Source organism: Acidobacteriota bacterium (assembly GCA_016716905.1).
Lineage (GTDB): Bacteria > Acidobacteriota > Vicinamibacteria > Vicinamibacterales > SCN-69-37 > SYFT01.
On sequence record JADJUS010000015.1, the window covers coordinates 74,282 to 93,787 of the forward strand.

18 protein-coding genes, 1 tRNA gene and 2 pseudogenes are annotated in these 19,506 nt (G+C 64.7%); 7 read left to right on the top strand and 14 right to left on the bottom strand.

Features of this window, described 5'->3' with window-relative positions:
* Positions 1–26: 26 nt before the first annotated feature.
* Genes IPL75_15210 through IPL75_15230 form a run of 5 tightly spaced genes read left to right on the top strand, consistent with a single transcriptional unit; the run spans position 27 to position 4,919 of the window.
* On the top strand, positions 27–275 hold the full coding sequence (locus tag IPL75_15210) for a hypothetical protein (protein ID MBK9241573.1): 249 nt from the start codon (positions 27–29) through the stop codon (positions 273–275).
* Complete coding sequence (locus tag IPL75_15215) at positions 272–1,579, top strand: amino acid permease (protein ID MBK9241574.1); 1,308 nt, start codon at positions 272–274, stop codon at positions 1,577–1,579. The genes IPL75_15210 and IPL75_15215 overlap by 4 nt, the downstream gene beginning before the upstream one ends.
* Positions 1,569–2,663, top strand: a complete 1,095-nt coding sequence (locus IPL75_15220; GenBank protein MBK9241575.1) for an aminotransferase class I/II-fold pyridoxal phosphate-dependent enzyme — start codon at positions 1,569–1,571, stop codon at positions 2,661–2,663. The genes IPL75_15215 and IPL75_15220 overlap by 11 nt, the downstream gene beginning before the upstream one ends.
* A gap of 9 nt (positions 2,664–2,672) precedes the next feature.
* The gene (locus IPL75_15225; GenBank protein ID MBK9241576.1) at positions 2,673–3,614 is read left to right on the top strand and encodes a M28 family peptidase; all 942 of its coding nucleotides are present in this window, start codon (positions 2,673–2,675) and stop codon (positions 3,612–3,614) included.
* Positions 3,615–3,650: 36 nt separating this feature from the next.
* Positions 3,651–4,919, top strand: coding sequence for an MgtC/SapB family protein (locus IPL75_15230; protein ID MBK9241577.1), 1,269 nt, complete (start codon positions 3,651–3,653; stop codon positions 4,917–4,919).
* A gap of 101 nt (positions 4,920–5,020) precedes the next feature.
* Here IPL75_15230 and IPL75_15235 read toward each other — a convergent pair whose 3' ends face one another.
* The 3 genes from IPL75_15235 to IPL75_15245 are packed head-to-tail and all read right to left on the bottom strand — an operon-like array spanning position 5,021 to position 6,801.
* Positions 5,021–5,941, bottom strand: coding sequence for a paraslipin (locus IPL75_15235; protein MBK9241578.1), 921 nt, complete (start codon positions 5,939–5,941; stop codon positions 5,021–5,023).
* Positions 5,941–6,390 (bottom strand): NfeD family protein, encoded by a 450-nt coding sequence (locus IPL75_15240; protein MBK9241579.1) that lies wholly within the window; start codon positions 6,388–6,390, stop codon positions 5,941–5,943. Before IPL75_15240 ends, IPL75_15235 begins: the two co-directional genes overlap by 1 nt.
* A gap of 18 nt (positions 6,391–6,408) precedes the next feature.
* Positions 6,409–6,801, bottom strand: coding sequence for a hypothetical protein (locus IPL75_15245; GenBank protein MBK9241580.1), 393 nt, complete (start codon positions 6,799–6,801; stop codon positions 6,409–6,411).
* 333 nt (positions 6,802–7,134) lie between these two features.
* On the opposite strand from IPL75_15245, the gene IPL75_15250 reads away from it, so the two are divergent.
* Positions 7,135–7,220, top strand: a tRNA-Leu gene (locus tag IPL75_15250).
* Between the two features lie 8 nt (positions 7,221–7,228).
* Here the strand turns inward: IPL75_15250 and IPL75_15255 are convergent.
* From IPL75_15255 to IPL75_15265, 3 genes are all read right to left on the bottom strand, one after another.
* Entirely contained in the window at positions 7,229–8,566 is a 1,338-nt protein-coding gene (locus tag IPL75_15255; GenBank protein ID MBK9241581.1) for a site-specific integrase, read from the bottom strand.
* A 26-nt stretch (positions 8,567–8,592) separates the two neighbouring features.
* Positions 8,593–8,823, bottom strand: coding sequence for a hypothetical protein (locus IPL75_15260; GenBank protein MBK9241582.1), 231 nt, complete (start codon positions 8,821–8,823; stop codon positions 8,593–8,595).
* Between the two features lie 148 nt (positions 8,824–8,971).
* Entirely contained in the window at positions 8,972–9,163 is a 192-nt protein-coding gene (locus IPL75_15265; GenBank protein MBK9241583.1) for a ribbon-helix-helix protein, CopG family, read from the bottom strand.
* 82 nt (positions 9,164–9,245) lie between these two features.
* Between IPL75_15265 and IPL75_15270 the strand changes: the two genes are divergently transcribed.
* The gene (locus tag IPL75_15270; GenBank protein ID MBK9241584.1) at positions 9,246–9,503 is read left to right on the top strand and encodes a hypothetical protein; all 258 of its coding nucleotides are present in this window, start codon (positions 9,246–9,248) and stop codon (positions 9,501–9,503) included.
* Between the two features lie 177 nt (positions 9,504–9,680).
* Here IPL75_15270 and IPL75_15275 read toward each other — a convergent pair whose 3' ends face one another.
* The 8 genes and pseudogenes from IPL75_15275 to IPL75_15310 form a co-directional block, all read right to left on the bottom strand.
* Entirely contained in the window at positions 9,681–11,039 is a 1,359-nt protein-coding gene (locus IPL75_15275) for an AAA family ATPase (protein ID MBK9241585.1), read from the bottom strand.
* A 71-nt stretch (positions 11,040–11,110) separates the two neighbouring features.
* Positions 11,111–11,383: a helix-turn-helix domain-containing protein gene (locus IPL75_15280; GenBank protein MBK9241586.1), complete on the bottom strand. Its 273-nt coding sequence runs from the start codon at positions 11,381–11,383 to the stop codon at positions 11,111–11,113.
* An 857-nt stretch (positions 11,384–12,240) separates the two neighbouring features.
* Positions 12,241–12,573, bottom strand: coding sequence for a hypothetical protein (locus IPL75_15285; protein MBK9241587.1), 333 nt, complete (start codon positions 12,571–12,573; stop codon positions 12,241–12,243).
* A gap of 303 nt (positions 12,574–12,876) precedes the next feature.
* The gene (locus IPL75_15290) at positions 12,877–13,383 is read right to left on the bottom strand and encodes a redoxin domain-containing protein (protein ID MBK9241588.1); all 507 of its coding nucleotides are present in this window, start codon (positions 13,381–13,383) and stop codon (positions 12,877–12,879) included.
* Positions 13,384–13,514: 131 nt separating this feature from the next.
* A pseudogene (locus IPL75_15295) lies at positions 13,515–15,699 on the bottom strand (heavy metal translocating P-type ATPase).
* Positions 15,696–18,562 (bottom strand): annotated as a pseudogene (locus tag IPL75_15300) (efflux RND transporter permease subunit). The pseudogenes IPL75_15295 and IPL75_15300 overlap by 4 nt, the downstream one beginning before the upstream one ends.
* Positions 18,559–18,747, bottom strand: coding sequence for a hypothetical protein (locus tag IPL75_15305; protein ID MBK9241589.1), 189 nt, complete (start codon positions 18,745–18,747; stop codon positions 18,559–18,561). The pseudogene IPL75_15300 and the gene IPL75_15305 overlap by 4 nt, the downstream one beginning before the upstream one ends.
* On the bottom strand, positions 18,716–19,506 hold a 791-nt coding region (locus tag IPL75_15310; protein MBK9241590.1), incomplete at its 5' end, for an efflux RND transporter periplasmic adaptor subunit. The genes IPL75_15305 and IPL75_15310, both read right to left, overlap by 32 nt.

The window sequence follows — 19,506 nt, forward strand, 5'->3', positions numbered from 1 at the left end:
TATGCCGTGCATCCTTGGAACCCCTGATGGCGCGCGGTTGGGAGAGCAAGTCTGTCGAATCTCAACAGGACGATCGCGACGCTGCTGCGGCGGCGGCCAAACGCGGCCCGGTGACTCCTGAAGAGGCCGCCCGACGCGCCCGCCGGCAAACCCTGGAGGCGGCACTGGCCCGGGCCCGCGCCGACCGCCTCACGGCCGTGCATCCATCACATCAACAGATGCTGGACCACGCCATCGCCGCCCTGACCGACCAACTGCAACAGGATCACTCATGAGTTTCCGGCGCGCCCTCGGCCCGTTCGACGCAACGATGATCGTCATCGGCGGCATCATCGGGTCTGGCATCTTCATCAACCCGTACCTCGTCGCCCGCCAGCTCGACTCCACCGGCCTCGTCCTGCTCGCCTGGGTCGCCGGCGGCGCCATCGCACTCGCGGGCGCATTTGCTTACGCGGAACTTGGACAACGCCTCCCACGCGCGGGCGGTCAGTACGTGTACCTCAGCGAAGCGTGGCACCCGCTCGTGGGTTTTCTCTACGGCTGGGCTCTGCTCTTCATGATTGAAACCGGTGCCATGGCGGCCGTCGCCATCACCTTCGCGCAGTACGCGTCGCGCATGACTGGAGGCACAGGGGCCGACCCACAACTCATCGCCGTCGCAGCCATCGTCGTCCTCTCAGTGATCAATTACGTCGGCGTCAAACCGGGCAGCCAGGTGCTGAACGTCTTTGTGATCCTGAAGGTGGCGGCGATTGGCGCGCTGATCCTGTTTGCGTGGAGTGGGCCGGCTGCACCTGGATGGATGACCGCCGTGCGCATCGACGACACACCCTCAACAGCCCTGACGTTTGGCGTCGCCTTGATTCCAATCCTGTTCGCCTACGGCGGGTGGCAGAACGCGAACTACGTGGCTGAAGAAATGCGCGACCCTCGACGTGACCTGCCCAAGAGCCTCATCCTCGGCACGTTTGTGGTGGTGGCGGTGTACCTGCTGGCGAACGTGGCATATGTGCGCACACTCGGCCTCGACGGTTTGGCGGCCACCGAAACGCCGGCGGCAGAAGCCGCAGGCCGATGGTTTGGATCACTGGGAGAGCGACTCATCGCCGGTGCGATTGCGATCTCCACGTTCGGCTTCCTCAACCTGGCGATCCTCGCTCCCACGCGCGTGTATTTTGCGATGGCGCGCGATGGAGTCTTTGTGCCCGCGCTGGCCCGCCTGCATCCCCGCTTTCAGACACCCGCATGGGCCATCGTTGTGCAGTCGGCCTGGGCCATCGTGCTCACGCTGACCGGCACCTACGGCGACCTGCTCAACACCGTGGTGTTCGCGGATTGGATCTTCTTCGGTCTCACCGTCGCGGGCCTGCTGATCCTGCGCAGCCGCCAGCCAAATACCGATGGATTCCGCACGCCGTGGTATCCGTGGCTGCCCGGAGCATTTGTCGTGGTTGCGCTCGTGGTGGTCTACAGCGTCGTCTCCACTGACCCGTGGCGCTCGGCGGCCGGCGCGGCGCTCCTCTTGTTGGGCGTGCCGGTCTATTATCTATTCAGGCGACAGTCACGACATGCTCAATGAACCTCTGGCGCCGTACATGCTCTGGGCGAAGACCCGTGAGCCGGCCGAGATCGATCTGGCCGGCAGCAACCTCCTGCCGTGCTCGATTGAAGATCTCCCTGGCGCCGCCGAAGCCCTTGAGCTGAGCGCAAGCAACGACAACGGTTATGCCCCGCTCGTCGAGGCCATCGCCGCACACAAACAGGTACCGGTCAACCGCATCATGACGGGTGGCGGATGTTCGGGCGTCAACTTCATGGCGATTGCCGCGCTCGTGGGCGCGGGTGACGACGTGCTCGTTGAGCAGCCCGGCTACGACCCGCTGGTTGGCGCGTGTCAACTCATGGGCGCCCGGGTCAGGCGTTTCGCGCGACCGTTCAGTAGAGGATTCAGAATCGACCTGCAGGCGCTTGAAGCGGCGGTCACCCCCGCCACCCGTCTCATCATCGTCAGCTCACCGCACAACCCCTCGGGCGTTTCGCTCGATGCCGAAATTCTCCGGGGCCTCGTGGCGATCGCTGAACGTGCCCGGGCTCACGTGCTGGTGGATGAGGTCTACCTCGACGCGGTCAACCTCGCTGCAGGTGATGACGCGCTGAATCCGTCGGCGTCGGAGCTTGAGGGGCCGGTGATTGTCACCGCCAGCCTGACCAAGTCCTTCGGCCTCGCCGGCCTCAGATGCGGATGGGCCGTCGCCCCGCCAGAGATCGTCACGCGCATGCACCGCGTACGCGATCTGGTTGATGTCATCGGGAGCGTCCCTTCCGAGCGGTTGTCGGCGTTTGCGTTCAGCCAGATGCCCGCGCTCAAGGCTCGCACGCGACAATTGCTGACGGCGAACCTGACGATCGCCCGCAAGTTCATGGCGGCTCACCCGCAGCTCTCGGCCACGGAAAAGCCCCGCGCCAACGTCACGTTTCCGAGACTGGCCGGCGTGCCCGATACGAGTACGTTTGTGGATAGCCTTGCAGCGACGGCAGGTGTTGCAGTGGCCGCAGGCCGGTACTTCGATGCACCCGAACACATCCGGATCAGCCTGGCTGGCCGGACCGATCGCCTGGCTGAAGGGCTTAGTCGCCTGAGCCAGGCACTTGATTCCTTCTGAGGTCACTACATGAATCGACGTTCCGTCCTCTCGATCGCGCTTGGCACTCTCGTGTTCTGCGGCGCTGCCGCAGTGAATTCTGAACAAGCTTCTTCGCCGGTTCGCCGCGACCAGTTGCTGGCCGACCTGAAGACGCTGTCGGCTGATGACATGGAGGGCCGCCTGGTGGGCTCACCCGGCGGCGCCAAGGCGCGTGCCTTTGTCATCGAGCGGTTCAAGGCGGCGGGCCTCAAGCCCTTCGGCGCCTCGTTTGAGTCTCCATTCACCTTCACGGGCGGCCGCGGCGCCGCTGCGGCCGAGCGCCAGGGCATCAACGTGCTGGGCCTCGTCACCGGCACGCGCGAACCCAACCGCTACATCGTCATCTCCGCGCACTACGACCACATCGGGGTTCGCAACGGGGTCACCTTCAATGGCGCCGACGACAACGCGTCCGGGACGGCCGCCCTCTTTGCCCTGGCGGAGTACTTCGTGAAGAACCCGCCGGCACACTCCCTGATCTTCGCGGCGTTTGATGCGGAAGAAAGTGGCCTGCGCGGCGCCCGGGCGTTTGTGGCAAAGCCGCCCGTGGACGCGGCGTCGCTCATCATCAACCTGAACATGGACATGATCGGCCGCGACGCCAACAACCTCCTCTACGTTGTGGGAACGACTTCGCAGCCATCGCTCAAGCCGGTCATTGAACGTGTGGCCGCGTCGGCCACCGTGAAGCTGACCATGGGTCATGACGACCCGGCGAAGAAGGACATCGAAGACTGGACGAATTCGTCCGACCACGCGCCGTTCTGCCAGGCGAAGATCCCCTGCCTCTACTTCGGCGTTGAGGACTTCGAGAACCACCACAAGGCCACCGACAAATACGACACGATGACCTACGACTTCTACGTTCGCGTCGTCGAGACGATGATCGCGGTGACCAGGGCGTTCGACGCCGCACCGCCGCCACGGTAGGGTCCAGAGTCCAGAGTCCAGCGTCCAGGGTCCGCGATGACGTTTGAATCTAGCGCGTTGTGGAATGTGGTGGTGGCGGTGCTGGGCGGCCTGGCCGTGGGGCTGGAGCGCGAGTGGAGCGGCCACGCTTCTGGCCACAACGCCCGGTTCGCGGGACTTCGCACGTTCACCATGATGGGTCTCATCGCGGGCTTAAGCGGCGTGTGGTGGACGTCCGGCATGCAGGGCCCTGCGATTGTTGTCCTCGCTGGCACCGCCGGCATCATCGTGATGGCGTATGTGGTGGGCAGCCGCCACGACGTGGAAGCCACCACTGAAATTGCGGCGTTCGTGGTCCTGGCGGCCGGCGTGATGGCGGGCGTCGGACAAATCTCGTTCGCCTCCGGGACCATCGCCATCACGGTTCTGCTGCTCGCTGAAAAATCGCGCCTGCACGGCATGGCCACGCGGCTCGGTGAAACCGAGATGCTGGCGGCCGCGCGATTTGCCGTCATGGCGACCGTCGTGTTGCCGGTACTGCCGCGTGAGATTGGCCCCTGGGGTCCCCTCGGCCTCGTGTATCCGCGCCAGCTCTGGATGCTGGTGCTGTTTTTTTCAGGTCTCAGTTTCGTTGGCTTCCTGGCGCGCCGGGCGTTCGGCGAACATCGGGGCTACGCCATCGCGGGTGTTCTGGGTGGCCTGGTGTCGTCCACCTCGGTCACGCTGACCTTCTCGCGCCTGAGCCGGGAGCATCCGGATGATGAGCGGGCGCTCGCATCAGGCGTACTCGGCGCCAACGTGGTGTTGTTTCCGCGTGTACTGCTGGCGAGCTTCGTCCTGGCTCCCGCCCTGACGGCTGCCCTCTGGCCGGCATTCGTCGCTCCCGTGCTTATTGGCCTCGTGCTGTTCTTTCTCGGCGTGCGGGATGCCGGTGCGGCGACGCGCGCGACCGGTCCAAGAAACCCACTGGAGATCGTGGCGGCTCTGCAGATGGCCGCCATTTTTCAGGTGGTGCTATTTGGTGTGGCGCTGGCGGAGGCGAGGTTTGGCAACGCGGGGCTGTACGCGTCTGCCGCTGTCCTGGGATTGTCCGACGTGGATGCGCTGACCGTGTCCATGGCCCAACGCGCTGCCGCAGATACGCCCGCTGCGGTAGCGGCCGGAGCGCTCACGCTGGGCGTACTCGCGAATACCCTGGTCAAGATGACGATCGCCCTGGTGATTGGCCGGGGCCGATACCGTGTGCGCACGGGCGCCGGCCTCGGACTGCTTGCCGCAGCGCTGGGCGCCTGGTTGGCGGTAGGCCGGGCGTGGTTGGCGCTGTAGAGCATCGAACGTAGCTCGGGCTGCTCCTCAAGCCCGAGTGCCGCCTCGGCCTTGAAGAACAGGCCGAGCTACGTTTCTGCGCCCTCCTACGTTTCCCCGCGCTACTTCCCGTCAGCCGTCTTGAACACCTTGGTCGCCATCGCGACCATGCCCGCCACGTCGGCCACGTTGGCCGGCAGGATGAGCGTGGTGCTCTTCTGCGCCAGGTTCCCGAACTGCTCCACGTACTGCTGGGCCACTCGCAACTGCGTGGCTTCGATGCCGCCGGGCTGACGAATAGTCTCGGCCACCAGGCGAATGCCTTCGGCTGTGGCCGTGGCGACGGCCATGATCGCGGCCGCCTGGCCTTCCGCCTCGTTGATCTGCTGCTGACGGCTGGCTTCCGACGCCTTGATGACCTGCTGCTTCTCGCCTTCGGCGGTGTTGATCGCCGCGTCGCGCTGACCTTCCGAGGTCAGAATCACCGCGCGCTTCTCACGCTCGGCACGCATCTGCTTTTCCATCGCCGCCAGCACGTCATGCGGAGGTGTGATGTTCTTGATTTCGTACCGCAGCACCTTGACGCCCCAGGCTTCCGAGGCCTTGTCGAGTTCGGTCACCAGCGCGGCATTGATGTTCATGCGCTCTTCAAACGAGCGATCGAGATCGATCTTGCCGATCTCACTTCGCAACATGGTCTGCGCCAGTTGCGTGATCGCGAAGCCGAAGTCGGAGATCCCGTACGACGCCCGCTCGGGATTCAGCACCTTCAGGTACAGGATTCCGTCCACGCCGACCTGCACGTTGTCGCGTGTGATACACACCTGCGCCGGAATATCGATCGCCACTTCCTTCAGCGAGTGGCGATACCTGATGACGTCCAGAAACGGGATCAGGATGTGGAATCCGGCCGACAGAATGCCGTGGAACCGGCCGAGGCGTTCGACGACAAACGCGCTCTGTTGCGGCACCACCACCGCCGTCTTGGCGATGACAATGATGACGAGCAGGGCAAGGACACCGAGAACGATTGTGCTTTCCATTACGAGTGGGCTCCTTCTGGTTCAATCTCGAGCATCAAGCCGTCGACACGCACGACGCGGCACCGCATGCCACGGGGCAGGGTGGACAACGTCGTGTTTCTCGCCGACCATGCCGCGCCGCGCACCTCGACCTTCCCGATCTCCCCGGCGCCGATCGGCGCTTCCACGTGGCCGATCTCGCCCACGAGGGCGTCCACCTCCGGCCGTTGAGGGTCGCGCTGGATCGCCTTGAGCAACCTCGCCCGGAACAAGACCAACGAGATGATCGACAACACCGAGAACATCAGTAACTGGGTCCACACGGGGCCGGCCAGGCCGAAGCCGGCAAGCGCACCCACGATGATCGCGCTCACACCAAAGAAGATCACAAAGAACCCGCCGGGCGTGGCGAGTTCAACCAGGACCAGCAGAAGTCCGATTACGAGCCAATGCCACCACAGTAGTTCCATAGGAATACTCCGGGGAGATCATACTCGGGAAAGGCGGGCGCCCACGACCGGCCCCAGGGCAAACGCCAGAACGACAGCGAACGCGAACCAGGTGGGCTGCGGAAAAAACACCAGGCCAATCACGCCCAGAATCATCTGAAAGGCGCCGACGGCGGCGGCGTGAGCCAGCGGTTTTGACGGCGCGAGCCGCGCGGCGACATACCCACCGGCGAGGGGCCCGAGGAAACACGCGGCCACGACCACCGCCAACGACTCAGTCGGCCGGACTGTACCGAGCGCCGCTGCCCCCTGTGCGGTGTTGGGCTCGATGCCCATCAGCATCTGCAGCAGCGCCTGGCCAATCTGCTCCGCCAGCGAGAGCACCACGACCCCGACCACGATCCCCGCAACGACGGCAATGAGCGACTTCATTACGCGTTATTCTATGCTTTGGCGACAAAAGAGCTTTTTCACCATGAAGGTCCATGAAGATCCATGGAGGCTTACTGGACCCGTTGGGTAAGCGCGAGTTTGGGTGCCGCCTTCGGCGGCACGCGAGATCGGAGGGAAGGCACAAACGAACGCAGGCATAGGACCTCTGAGGTCGTTTCGTGAGGTCAGTGTTAAACGACCTCAGAGGTCTTTCGGCTGCGTTCGTTTGTGCCTTCCCTCCGATCTCGCGGCCCCGGCGTAGCCGGGCCCCCAAACTCGCCCTTCATGGAGCTTCATGTGCTTCATGGTGAATGCCCTGACAAGCGCTTTCGGGCCGGGGTGGCGAAACTGGCAGACGCACAGGACTTAAAATCCTGAGTGCCGCAAGGCACGTGTGGGTTCGATTCCCACCCCCGGCACTTTCCTTTCAATGAGTTACAGCGTCGTCGTTCGATGCCTCGATCGGCTCGCTCGCATCGTTTGTGCGAACGATGTGCGAATCCGCCGGATCTTCTCGCCGCGGTTCGGCGCGCCCTTCCATTCTCCCCAGGGCATTCTCAAGTCGAACGGGCGAACTTGCCAAGTAGGTGGACGTCGTCGAGATGTTCGAGTGCCCCAGGAAGTCGCGCACGTCGTGCAAGCCCGCCGATGACTCAAGCAGTCGACAGGCGAACTCCCGCCGCAGGTCGTTCGCGTGAAGGTCGATGATGCCGGCGGCAGCGCACGTGGCGTTCCAGGCGGCGCGGATGCTCTTCACCGGCTCGCCCACTTCGTTGCCGAACACGTACGCCGCGGCTGGCAACTGCGCTCCGTCCGGGCCCGTCTGGCGCATCTCCAGCACCGCGCGCAGCTTCGAGCCGACAGGTATCACGCGGCCGCGGCTGGTCTTTGTGCGCGCCGCAGCCAGGTCCAGCGCAATCGGGGCGCCGTCGGCGTCGCGGCGAATGTCCGACCAGCGTAACCCGCGCAGTTCACCGGGCCGGCACCCGGTCGAGAGAGCGGCCAGGATGAGCGCGCGCATGTGCGGGCTCGCGTTTGCCAGCAGCCGATCCTCTTCGCCGGGCTGAAGGCGACGCTGGCGTGCCGACTCGGCTTTCGATTCGAGCTTCACGACGGTGACCCCGTTCAGCTTGAACGGTGACGCCGTCAAGTACCCTTGCTGAATCGCCCACGAGAAGAGATGCCGCAAACGCGCCAGGAGGCGATTGAGGCCGACTTCCCCACCCTTGACCCCCGGACGCCGGATGCCGGCCTTCCTCCCAGCCACGCGCCCGGCCAGGACGTCTGCGAAGCCTTTGCGCCGGTCTGCCCTGACGGCCTCGACGTCGGCGCGGGTGATGGCCGCGATGGGCTTGTGACGCAACTGGACCCGGGCGCCGTTGGCCCCCGGGACCTCCGCCCGGAGCAGCATCTGCAAATGGACGTTGAACATCTCGGCCGCGCTCGCGCGCCTGGTCGGCACGTTCACGTACTCGTTCTCGTACCGCCGCACCACGTCGCCGAAGGTCAGGTCGTCCGCGGGCAACTCGGCGCCGCCGAAGGTCCCCGCTCGGATGGCGCTGCGCAGTCGATCCCGCATGGCCATGGCTTCGGCCTTCGTCGCCGGCGGCCGGACGCCCTCCCGTCTGGCGATGGTGTCGAGAGAGTGGCGATGTTCCTTTCCACCGAAGTGGAAGTTGAAGTGCCAGGGGTGAATACACTTCGGCCACTTGCGCCGCGCACAATCACAACGCTTGCTGATGCCGTCGTTGGTTCGCTTCGGCATGGCCTATGCCTCCCCTTTCAGCGCGTTCAGCCCGTGGCGATCGAGGTGCGCCACTTCGCTGAGATCGAGGGTCGCGAACACAGGACCGCCATCACCGACTTGCCGTGGTGCAGGGCCAGGTGGCAACCCCTCATGGGCTTGCGGCCGGCACGCGCATCCGGTCGCAGCCCAAGCATCTGAGAGTCGCGACCGATCGTCTTGACGGGAGCGGTGACGTCGGCCTCCAGGTTCCGCCGCGGCGCGCGGATCATGGGCACGGTGGCTGTGATCGTCCCGGCTCAGTGGATGAGGGCGTGGTGGGTAGCTGTCGGTACTTGCTTTCATACGGGCCTCCGAAGGATGAAGGCCGGCTGGCTGCTACGATGTTTGCAGCCTGTCGGCACGGGTTAACGACGTGCGGTCGGGTCAGGGCCGCTTGCGCGCGCCAACGCGCTTGCGGTCCGCTTTTGTGACCCCTCGCGATTCCACCCAGGCCGACAACGCGCGTCGGACCTGCTCGGAAACCGGCACCCCGTCTCGCTCCTTGATGGCCTTCAGTCCATCGAGGACATCGGCATCAATTCGGAAGGCGGTTTGCTTCTTCGCACTAGGGCTCACGTCGCAGACTGTATAACACCCGTAGTACACTTGTCGATGGTCTGGACATTCGCCCCTCCACCGCGATTCGCGATGCCTCGACATGGCCCGGGCGCTGTGGCGCGTCGCGACCGACGCTCCGACACGCTGGATTGAGGGTGGTATCCGAAACCGGATGGGAGCCTCGGCCATGATCCCGGACTACGACGTCGGTGTGGCCAATGTGGCGCGCCACCGCGCATACCCGGTGTTGATCTACACACGGGTTCGCACATACGGTTCAGCCCGCCGTAATTCACCGGAGATCGTCGCAGTGACACTTGACGGTTGCTCAAGTACGGTGGCGAACTGGCGGCGTTGACCGTGTCGTGTCCGGTCCGGATTACGGGCTCTGAAGAGCCCTTGTAATCCTCCGGACTGGGTTGGACTGGACGTCGGACGGGTTCAGGATCGGCGAATTTCCTGAACATTATTGATGGACTCAATTCCGTCCCAGCCTGGACCGCCGTTGGACTGCACTTCGGACCGGATTGGATCGTCATGGGAGCCGAGCGGCAGACCATGTGCTGCCTTTCTGTTTCACCAACCCAAGCGCCTCCATCGATTTCAAGGCGCCGAAGACGGTTGAGCGAGCGACGCGGCCGTGGAGGTTGTCCGAGATTTCCTTGCCTGATGCACTCCCGACCATCCGCAGTTCCGCGAGCACCTGTCGGGTCTTGGTGCTCAACTCGGTCTCGCTGCCCGCGGCGCTGACGTTCACTGCGTCGTCCAGCACCACGCTCGAATGCTCGGGAATGAGTCGCAGTCGAAAGACTCGGGGCGGTGGGCATTCGGCGTCGCGCATTTTGTCTGTTTTCAGCACCCGCTCCTCACCCTGGTCTTCCAGGAAGGCCAACGTGTCAACACCCGCGCGGAGGGCGGTCGACCCCCGCTCGGAGCCGCCGCTCTTGTTCATGTGATGCACGATCACGACGGCCGCATTGCCGACGCCCTTGCTGATGCGCGCGCAGCCGTTGAGCGCCGTTCCGACGGCGGACGCGCTGTTTTCGTCCAGGCCGCCGAGCGCACGCGCTAGGGTGTCGATAATCACCACGTCAGCCCGCGTTGCGACTGTGATGACATCCCGGACCGATTTGTCATCGCCCAGCAGCAGGGACTCAACAACAACCAGGTTCTCCAAGTGCTTGTGGGTCAAGTCGAACGCACTGCACGCGGCGCGGAGGCGTCCGCGCAGACCTCCATTGCCGTCCAGCGCGCACACGACCACGCGGCGCCCGGCCTTCAGAAGTTCCGCCGTCATCCGAATCACCAAGAGGGTTTTTCCGGCCGCAGGCTGGCCGACTATCGCTGAAATTGAGCCAGGTACCAGCATCGGCCACGAAGGGTCGAGGGTAAGCACGTCGTGGGACAGCACGAGGTCGAGCCCGGTTCGTGCAGTAAGCCTGGGCGGGGACCCGGTTTCGCTCAACCTGACCAGTAACCGCTCACGCGCTTCACCAGGCCCAAGGGTGCGGACCTCGTCGATCGCCTTGACGTACGCCGCTTCGTCGGTCCGCGCCGTCCAGTGGTGCATGACCACCTTCGCGTAGGCCGCGACGTTCGCCAGTTTGGGGATGCCGTCCGTAAGCATTGACAGGTAAGCAAACCCACCGACCTCCTCAAGGTCGTCGCCCAGACTGCGCTTCAGGATGATGGGGTCGATCGTCTCGCCCTGTGCGGACAGCGTAAGAATATGCCGGAAGATGAGTCGGTGAGCTACGCGAAAGAAGTGAACCGGTTGCAGACCAAGGCTGGTGATCTCGCTGAGTCGCGACGGTGCCACGAGCAGTGCTCCGAGGACGGCTCGTTCTGCATCAAGGTCATGCGGCGATACATCCGAAGGTCGTTCGGGAAACACCCTATTCGCAGGTGCAGTGGACCGATGTAGTTGACGGGGCGGTGCGTCACACTGTGTTGTTGGTGACACTTCTATTCACCTCGGGAACTGCGGCCGTTCTCGGCCGGGACAGGTGTTGCGGCTTTCTGGGTGTGACCGTCCCCGGTGCGGTCAACAACCATGGGCACGGCGGCGGCCTCGATCCACGCGTCGACGTCGCACGGCTTGAGTCGCCACAGTTTCTTGCCAGCGCCGACCTTAAAGGCACGCAAGTCTCCGAGCCGTATTGCGCGCGCCAGCGTGCGCTCTGAGAGTTGCACCCGGGCGGCGGCCTGGGCCCGCGTCAGCCAGGCGACATCAAGCATGGTCTACTACCTGAGCAGCAGGCTCGAACACCAAACAAACGGCGCGCGCCCGGAGGGCGTCAACGGGGCACTTGAGGGCCGAGGCGAGGCGCGAGTATTCATCCACGCTGAGATCGCGGCCGTGCTCCGCGTGATGCAGTTTGGCGATACTGACCTGGGAAGCCGCGGACAAGCCGCGAAGAGACAGCTTATTTGAGCGACGGTAGTACTCGATTGGTGTCATCACGCTCGGCCTCCGGATGACCGGGTGCCCAGAACGCGAAAAGGGGCACCGGTCTCAACGGGACAACGCCAAGCGCCCGACCATCGGGAACCCAGTGCCGCTCCGTGTTAACTCGCCCCCAAAACTCTTCTGCGAAGAGCCGATGACTACATTTTGGCACGTTCGTGAAACGTTGTGAACTCATCTGGTTCGCCGCCTTCGCGCACCCGCCAGCGACGCTCGGTCAAGCTCGACGCTGGGGTCTCACGCCGACATTGGAATGACACGGGCACGCACATGGCATCCCTGGCAATGCGGGCGCAGTGTCCCTCACCGCCTGCTACACCCGAACGAAGACCACTGCCCTATCCACACCGACCGCCGCCGGCTCCGACAAGATGGGCTGCTTGGGGCGCCGACGTGACGACCGCCCGCGCCGGCATACGACGTTGGTCGAGGGCGGCGGAGGCTCCGTCGAGGGTGGGACCAGGGTGATAAGCGGCGCCATTGCGTATCACCGGGCCTAAAATCCGCTGGTGGTCCCCCCCAGTGGCCGCAAGGATGGCCGACCCCACCCCCACCTTCACATCGCGACGATTAGCGGGGACGATTTTTCACGAAACCACTAACCGCCGCGGATCTGGAACTAGTCCCGCTACCTCGCCCGCGAAGCAAAACCGATGATGATCGCGGCCCCTGCGACCGAGAGCGCGGCCCCAACCCAGTCGGTCCACGTCGGCCGCTGCCGTTCGACTGCCCAGAGCCAGAAAAGGGACGCGGCGATGTAGACGCCGCCGTACGCGGCGTAGGCGCGGCCAGCGAACGCGGCGTCCACCCTCGTGAGGGCCAACGCGAACCCGATCAGGCTGCACACGCCGAGGACTGCCAGCCACGGAGTCGCCGAACCGCGCATCCAGAGCCAGAACGCGAAGCACCCGCCGATCTCCAGCAGGGCTGCGACGGCGAACCACGCCAGGTTGCCGGTCACGTGAACAGGCCGTCCAGCAATGCTCGCGTTCCAGGCGGGCCTGAGATACCAAGCTCGATCCTGCCGCCTTCGGCGAAATGCGGTCAGTGTGAATTGAAGGAACGGGCAGCAATGTCGCTCCAGCGTCGATACAGACCGCAATGGCGGTGACGATACCGAGGTCCCCGGCAGAGAATCCGATTCGATAGCCGTCGTCTGTCGGGACAGAATCTGTCGCCCGACCCGCGAGTCCCGGCAGCAGGGTGGCCTTGCGGTCCCGCAGTTGATCGGGCGTGAGCAGGCAGGCGACTGGGACGGTCATCGCTACCGGGCGTAGTGGACTTCGCAGCCATGCGGAATGCTGGTGGGCGTGGCCACGGTCTTGCCCGCGAGCAGGGCCGTCAACGCCGCGTCCACGTAGTTCTGCGCGCCGACCAGTGACGACGCCTCTGGTTTCGGCTGGTCGTCTATTGCGCCGTTGTACGCCACTTTGCCGCTCGGGTCGATGATGACCATGTGCAGCGCCGTCGTCACTCCGTACGCTTTGCCGACCTTCCCCGACGTGTCGAGCAGCATCGGCGGTTGCGCTTTCAGGCTTGCCGCGTAGGCGCAGGAATCCTCTGGCGTCAGGTAGCTGTGAAAGCCCTCGGCGGACGAGTTGATGAGCAGCCACACCACGCCGCGTGCCATCCACTCGGCTTGGCGCTTCTGCATGGCCCCACCCTTGTAGTGCTTCGAGACGTGCGGGCAGCCCTTCTCGTGCCACTCAAGGACAACATACTTGCCCTGGAACTCCGCGAGCGATCGTGTGCCGCCGCGATCATCAGCCACGGAAAGGCGGGGCCAGTGATCCCACAGGTGCGACCGGGGTGCGCTGCGGCGCCAGGAGCAGAGACAGAAGCAGTACGACGGCCATGACGGCGATTATGGCACCGTCAGGCCTCGCACGGCCTATTGCAAATTCAGACGGAACTTGCTCGGAGCAGCCTGAGGGCGTTGAAGATAACGAGTAGCGACACGCCCATGTCTGCCGCGATGGCGGCCCAAAGAGAGGCCGCACCGGCGAACGTCAGTACAGCAAAGATGGCTTTGACGGCCAGCGACAGCCCAATGTTTTGGCGGATGATTCGCAGCGTGCGCCTTGAGTGCGTGATGAGCCAGGGCAACTTCGACAAGTCGTCCGACATCAGCGCGACGTCGGCGGTCTCAATTGCCGCGTCGCTGCCGGCGACGCCCATCGCGACGCCGAGCGTGGCGCGGGCCATGGCAGGCGCGTCGTTCACGCCGTCGCCCACCATGGCGACCGAGCCGTACTGATTCACAAGATCCTCCACCGCCGAGACTTTGTCGGCCGGGAGCAATTCCGCCCTCACCTCTGTGACGCCGGTTTGCGCCGCGATTGCGTTCGCTGTCGCCTGATTGTCGCCGGTGAGCATCACGACGTGTTCGATACCCGCGTCTCGCAGCGCCGCAATGATGGCCCTTGCCTCTGGCCGAACCGCATCGGCGATTGCGATCAGACCGCAGACGTGAGTCGCATCGCCTACGACCACGACCGACCGGCCGGCGCCAGACATGGCCTCAAGCCGCGAATGGATTTCTGGCGTCTCCTGACCGCGTTCTTCGAGATACCGGTGCGACCCCACCCAATACTCAACTCCGTCAAGCCGGCCTGTGGCGCCCTTGCCTTGTAGGATGCTGAAGTCTTCAACGAGGAACGGTTGGACACCGCGCGCCTTCGCGAAGGCCAGGATGGCTTTCGCCAAGGGGTGTTCGCTATGAGATTCAGGCCGGCGGCTCGCTGCAAAAGTTCCGTCTCTGTGTGGCCACTGAGCGCGACAACTTCCTGTAACCTCTGGCTGACCACGCGTCAAGGGTGCCGGTCTTGTCGAGAGCGATGGCGCGAAGCCGAGCGGGGACCTCAAGATACGCCCCGCCTTTGACGAGCACCCCGTTTCTTGCCGCCGCCGCCAGTCCCGCTACCACGCTCACTGGCGTCGAAATCACCGAGCGCGCAGGGGCAGCCGATGACGAGGAAGACCAACGCTCGGTAGAGCCACTCCGGCCACGCGCCGCCGAACGCGACAGGCGGAACGACCAGCACAAGGACCGCGATGCCGAATACCGCCGGCGTATAGACACGCGCGAACCGTTCGACCCATTGTTCGGAAGGCGCTCGGCGGCTCGATGCAGCACCGACCATGCTGATGATGTGGGCGAGCGTGCTGTCATTCGCCCCGCTTGGTCGTCTCAGTTCGAGCGCGCCGTCACCGTTAATCGTCCCAGCGAATACCGTCGCGCCTGCGCTCTTCGGCACCGGCACACTCTCACCGGTGATAGGAGCTTGGTTCACATCGCTCGTGCCGCGGACCACGAGGCCGTCGAGCGGAATCTTCTCGCCCGGTTTCACCAGCAGCAGAGACCCGACAGCAACGACGTCGGGGGAGACTTCATTCGGAACGCCGTTTGTGAGCAGCCTGGCCATCGGCGGCGCAAGCTCCATGAGGGCCTCAATCGCGCGGCGCGCGGCCAACGCTCCACGCCTCAAGAGCGAGCGAAACGCCGAAGAGGAACGAGACCGTCGCGGCCTCGAACCACTCGCCGATGGCAACCGCACCGATCACGGCCACGGTCATCAACAGGTTCATGTCCGGCCGGAGGCGCCGAACAGCGTACCCAGGCCTTTGGCGCCACAAACCAACTGCCGGCAAGAATCGCGGCTCCGTAGAGGATTTGGACCAGTAGCGGCACGTCGTGGGACAGACCCAGGCCCTCAGACCCCAACGCCTGTTCGACATTGCCGGCCATAGCTACATGCGTCAGGAACCCGCCCACGAGCAGCAGACCGCTGGCCGCAGAGAGAGTCGTACGGCCGCGCCGTTCCCAGAAGGTCGATTCGGCGGCGACGGCACCCCGCTCCTGCCACGGTTCGGCGCGCATCCCCGTGCTAGCCACTGCCCGCGTTATCGCGGCTTCGGCTGGCCCGTGCGGCCTCGTCGTCACGATCATCTTGGCGTTGAGGATGTCGAAAGCGAGGCGGTCCTCGCCTCCGACCAACGGCCCGACGACCTGCTTGAGCACCGCCACTTCTTCGGCGCAGTCCATGCCATGGACCTTGAATGCCAAGACATCGTCAGGGCGCGTCATTGGTTTGCCTCAGCGTGGCCAACTCGTTCGGCGGGAGCCCGACGTTCGACCCATTCGTGAACCCGCATGTAGAAGGCCGGAAGCACGAGGGCGTGAACAGGGTGGACGTCACCAGACTTCCCGTCATGCCGACCGCGAGCGGCCTTTCGATCTCTGTGCCGTGCAGCCTGAGGATGAGGAGGGGCAGCAGCCCTAGGATCGCGGTGGAGGCGGTCATCAATTTTGGTCTGACTCGGCCAATGCTCGCCTCCCGAATTGCGTCGAGGAGTCCGCGACCCTCGGTACGCAGGCCACGGGTCTGCGTGACGAGCACCAGGCTGTTCTGCACCGCGATCCCGAAGAGGCCGATGAGTCCCACGAGCGACGAGACGTTCCACGTCTCGCCAGCAATGAGCAGCGCGATGATGCCGCCGACGAAGGCTACCGGCACCGTGCAGAGAATCAGCAGGGCTTCGATGGTCGGAGTCAAGCGCAAGATTGAGCAGCACGAACACACCAAAGAGCGCGGCGCCGATGGCGAGCACCAGGGCTCTGGAGGCGCGCTCCTGGTTCTCGACCCGCCCGGCGAGATTGAAGAAGTAGCCCGCTGGCAGGTTGAGGTCTGCCGTCAGTCGCTGGCGCACTTCCGCTGCGGCGCTGCCGAGGTCGCGGCCAGTGACCGAGGCTTCCACCGCGATGCGGCGTGTCCCCGCTTCGCGGCGAATGGCGGCCGGTCCGAACGCCTGCGTAATATCCGCCAGTTCGCCCAGGGGAATCTTGGTGCCGTCATGCCCGTCGATGAGCAACGTGCGGATGGCTTCGAGGCTGTTACGGCGGTCGTCTCGCAGGCGCACGACGAGATCAAATCGACGTTGACCGATCCAGATTTCCGACGCTTCCTCGCCGACCAGGCCAATCCGAACAGCGCGAATGACGTCACCCGGGGCCAGTCCCCACTCTGGCAGTGGCCTCCCCGATTGACCGCGATCTGTAACTGAGGCAATCCCGTCAGTTCCTCGCTGCGCAGATCTTCGATGCCCTCGACGCCCTCAATCAGTCCCTCAGCCCGTTCGGCCAGTTCCACGAGTTCATCAAGATCGGGGCCGAAGATTCGCACCGAGAGATCAGCCGGCGTACGCCCAGACCTTCATCAATCCGCATACCCAGCGGCGTGGTGAACAGGATGGCTACGCCGGGGACGTGTTCAGACGTTCCCGCATGTCTTCTTCGATCACCCCGAGATCACGCTGCCGATCGGGCTTGAGCGCCACGAGGACGTCGGAGACCGTGTGCGGCATCGGATCTTCGGTTCGCTCTGCCCGCCCGGTCCGCCTGACGACGTCTTCCACCTCGGGCACTTCGCGGAGGATGTCTTCGACGCGATGATTGAGACGGTCGACCTCTTCGAGCGAGGCCTCGGGGGGGAGGACCGTCTGCAACAGGAACGCGCCTTCGTCAAGCTCGGGCATGAAGTCGCTGCCAATGCGCAGGCCCATCACGACAACCGGAACGCTGACGAGCAGCGTGACCAGGGCTACGCCCGGGCCGTCGGAGGCAGCGGTCGAGCATCGGCGCATACCAGCGTTTGATCGCCCGAAGCAGCGCGACCGTCTTCGTGATCGCCGGACCGCGGTGGTCGCAGGAACGCGCCCGCGGCGGTAGGCACGAGGGTCACCGCCAGCAACAGCGCGGCCGCCATCGCCGCGATCACGGCTGCGGCAAGCGGTTGATACATCCGTCCTTCGATACCGGCCATTCCAAACAGCGGCAGGAAGACGACGATGACGATGAGCGTCGCAAAGATGATGGGTCGGGCGACTTCTACAGCGGCGCCAACGGCCCTCTCCCTTGCCTCCCTACGGTTGGCGGCACCGGTGAGCCGATGAAGGATGTTCTCGACCATGATGATCGCGGCATCGACCAACAGGCCGACCGCAATCGCGAGTCCCCCGAGCGTCATCGTATTGAGGCCCACGTTCAGTGGCTGGAGCAAAAAGGCCGGAGAGCGCAATCGACAGCAGGAATTGTCAGCGTCACCAGCAAGGCCGCCCTGACATTGCCCAACAACAGAAGAATCACGAGGACGACGAACACGCCGCCCAGAAGGACCGCGCGCCCGACGCCGCCCAGCGCGGAACTGACCAGAACGGACTGGTCGTACCGATGCGCAACTGGACGCCGGCGGGCAGAGCGCGCCGGATTTCTTCGACCGCGCCGCGAATGGCGGACGCCACCCGGACCGTGTCGGCGCCGAACTGCTTGGTGACGCGCGCGCTGACCACTTCGCCACGAAGTCTGTGGGCCACGCCCCGCCGAACTGCCGGGCCTTCACGGACGTCTGCTACATCGCCAAGAAACCCACGCCGAGCACTGCCAACAGCCGGTTCTTGACCTCGAACTCAGCGAGATCTCGAAGCGCCATCAGGTCAGCGGCACCCGGCTCCGCCTCAAGCGTGAACTCGAAAATCTCGTTCAAGCGGCCGGTCAAACTGGAAATGAGTGGAGGTTCGGTGCCGGGCGGCAGCCGCCCGCTGGCCTGAGCGACTCGTTCGGCGACGAACTGCCGCGATCGATAGTAATCAGCGTTGGGCTCGAACTCGACAGTCACTTGGGCGACGCCCAACTGCGAATTCAAGCGGATTCTGCGCACGTCCGGCAATCCGGCCAACTCTACTTCGAGGGGAATGGCGATAGCCGTCTCCAACTCCTCGGCGCCCATCGACGCGTTCTGCGCGATGACGTTGAACACCGGTGCCGAAAGGTCGGGGAAGACGTCGCGGCGCAGATCCTGGAGCCAAAGAGCGCCGATGCCCGCGCCCGCCAGCACAAGCAGCGAGGTCAGGAGGGGCGAGTGCGACGACGAGCGGATGATTTTGGTGATCATGGCGCTTCGTGATCCCCATGCCCGCCGGCACCCTTCTCCGCCTGGGCCTTCAGAAGGAACGCACCGTTCACCACGATTTTCTCGCCGGCCTGGAGACCGGAGAGCACTTCGACTTCGCCACCGAGATCGCGGCCGCGGCCAAGCGTGCGGATCTCAAATGTGCTCGCGTCTTTCGGCAAGAACACGCACCACTCGCCCTTGACGCGTTGCACGGCGGCGACGGGAACGGTCACGACCCGCTGCGTCGCGGTGCCCACCGGCACTGCAACCGAGGCTGACATGCCAGGCCGTAAGACACCGGTCTGATTCGTCACCACAATGCGAATGGGGACGGTACGTGACTCCTTGGAGACCTCGCCGCCAATGAGTGACACCGTGCACGAAACTCCCGGCCCGGTAGCGCCGAGAACGTGACACGCGTTTTGCGCCTTTCGCGATCCGGACGGCATCGCGCTCGAAGGCGATGCGCCTCCAGCCAGAGGGTCGTGAGATTGGCGATCGAAACGCCGGCGTCGCTGGGTCGACCATTTGGCCTCGCGTGATGCCGCGCTCAATCACCGTGCCCGCCACCGGCGACCGGAGCGAGAATGTTCCCGAGTCGCCCTCAGCGCCTTGCCCAGGAACGACCCCAAGAGGCGTCAACTCCGCGGCCGCTGCTCGAACTCCGGCGCGGGCCTCAGCCGCCAGCGGCCTCTGCCTCCTGCACTTCGCGAAACGGCACGATGCGTTCCGCCGCAAGCTCCTCTTGCGGGCCAAGGCGCGATCGGCCAGACCCACACGCGCTTCGGCTGACGCGTGCGCCGCGCGCCACTCCCCAAGGTCCGGACTCTGGAGTTCGACGAGCACCTGGCCTTCACGCACGACATCTCCCGGCGCGGCGAGCAGCCGCACGGCGCGCGCTGGCACCGGCACGCCCACTTCAGCGTAGGTTCGTTCGTCCACGG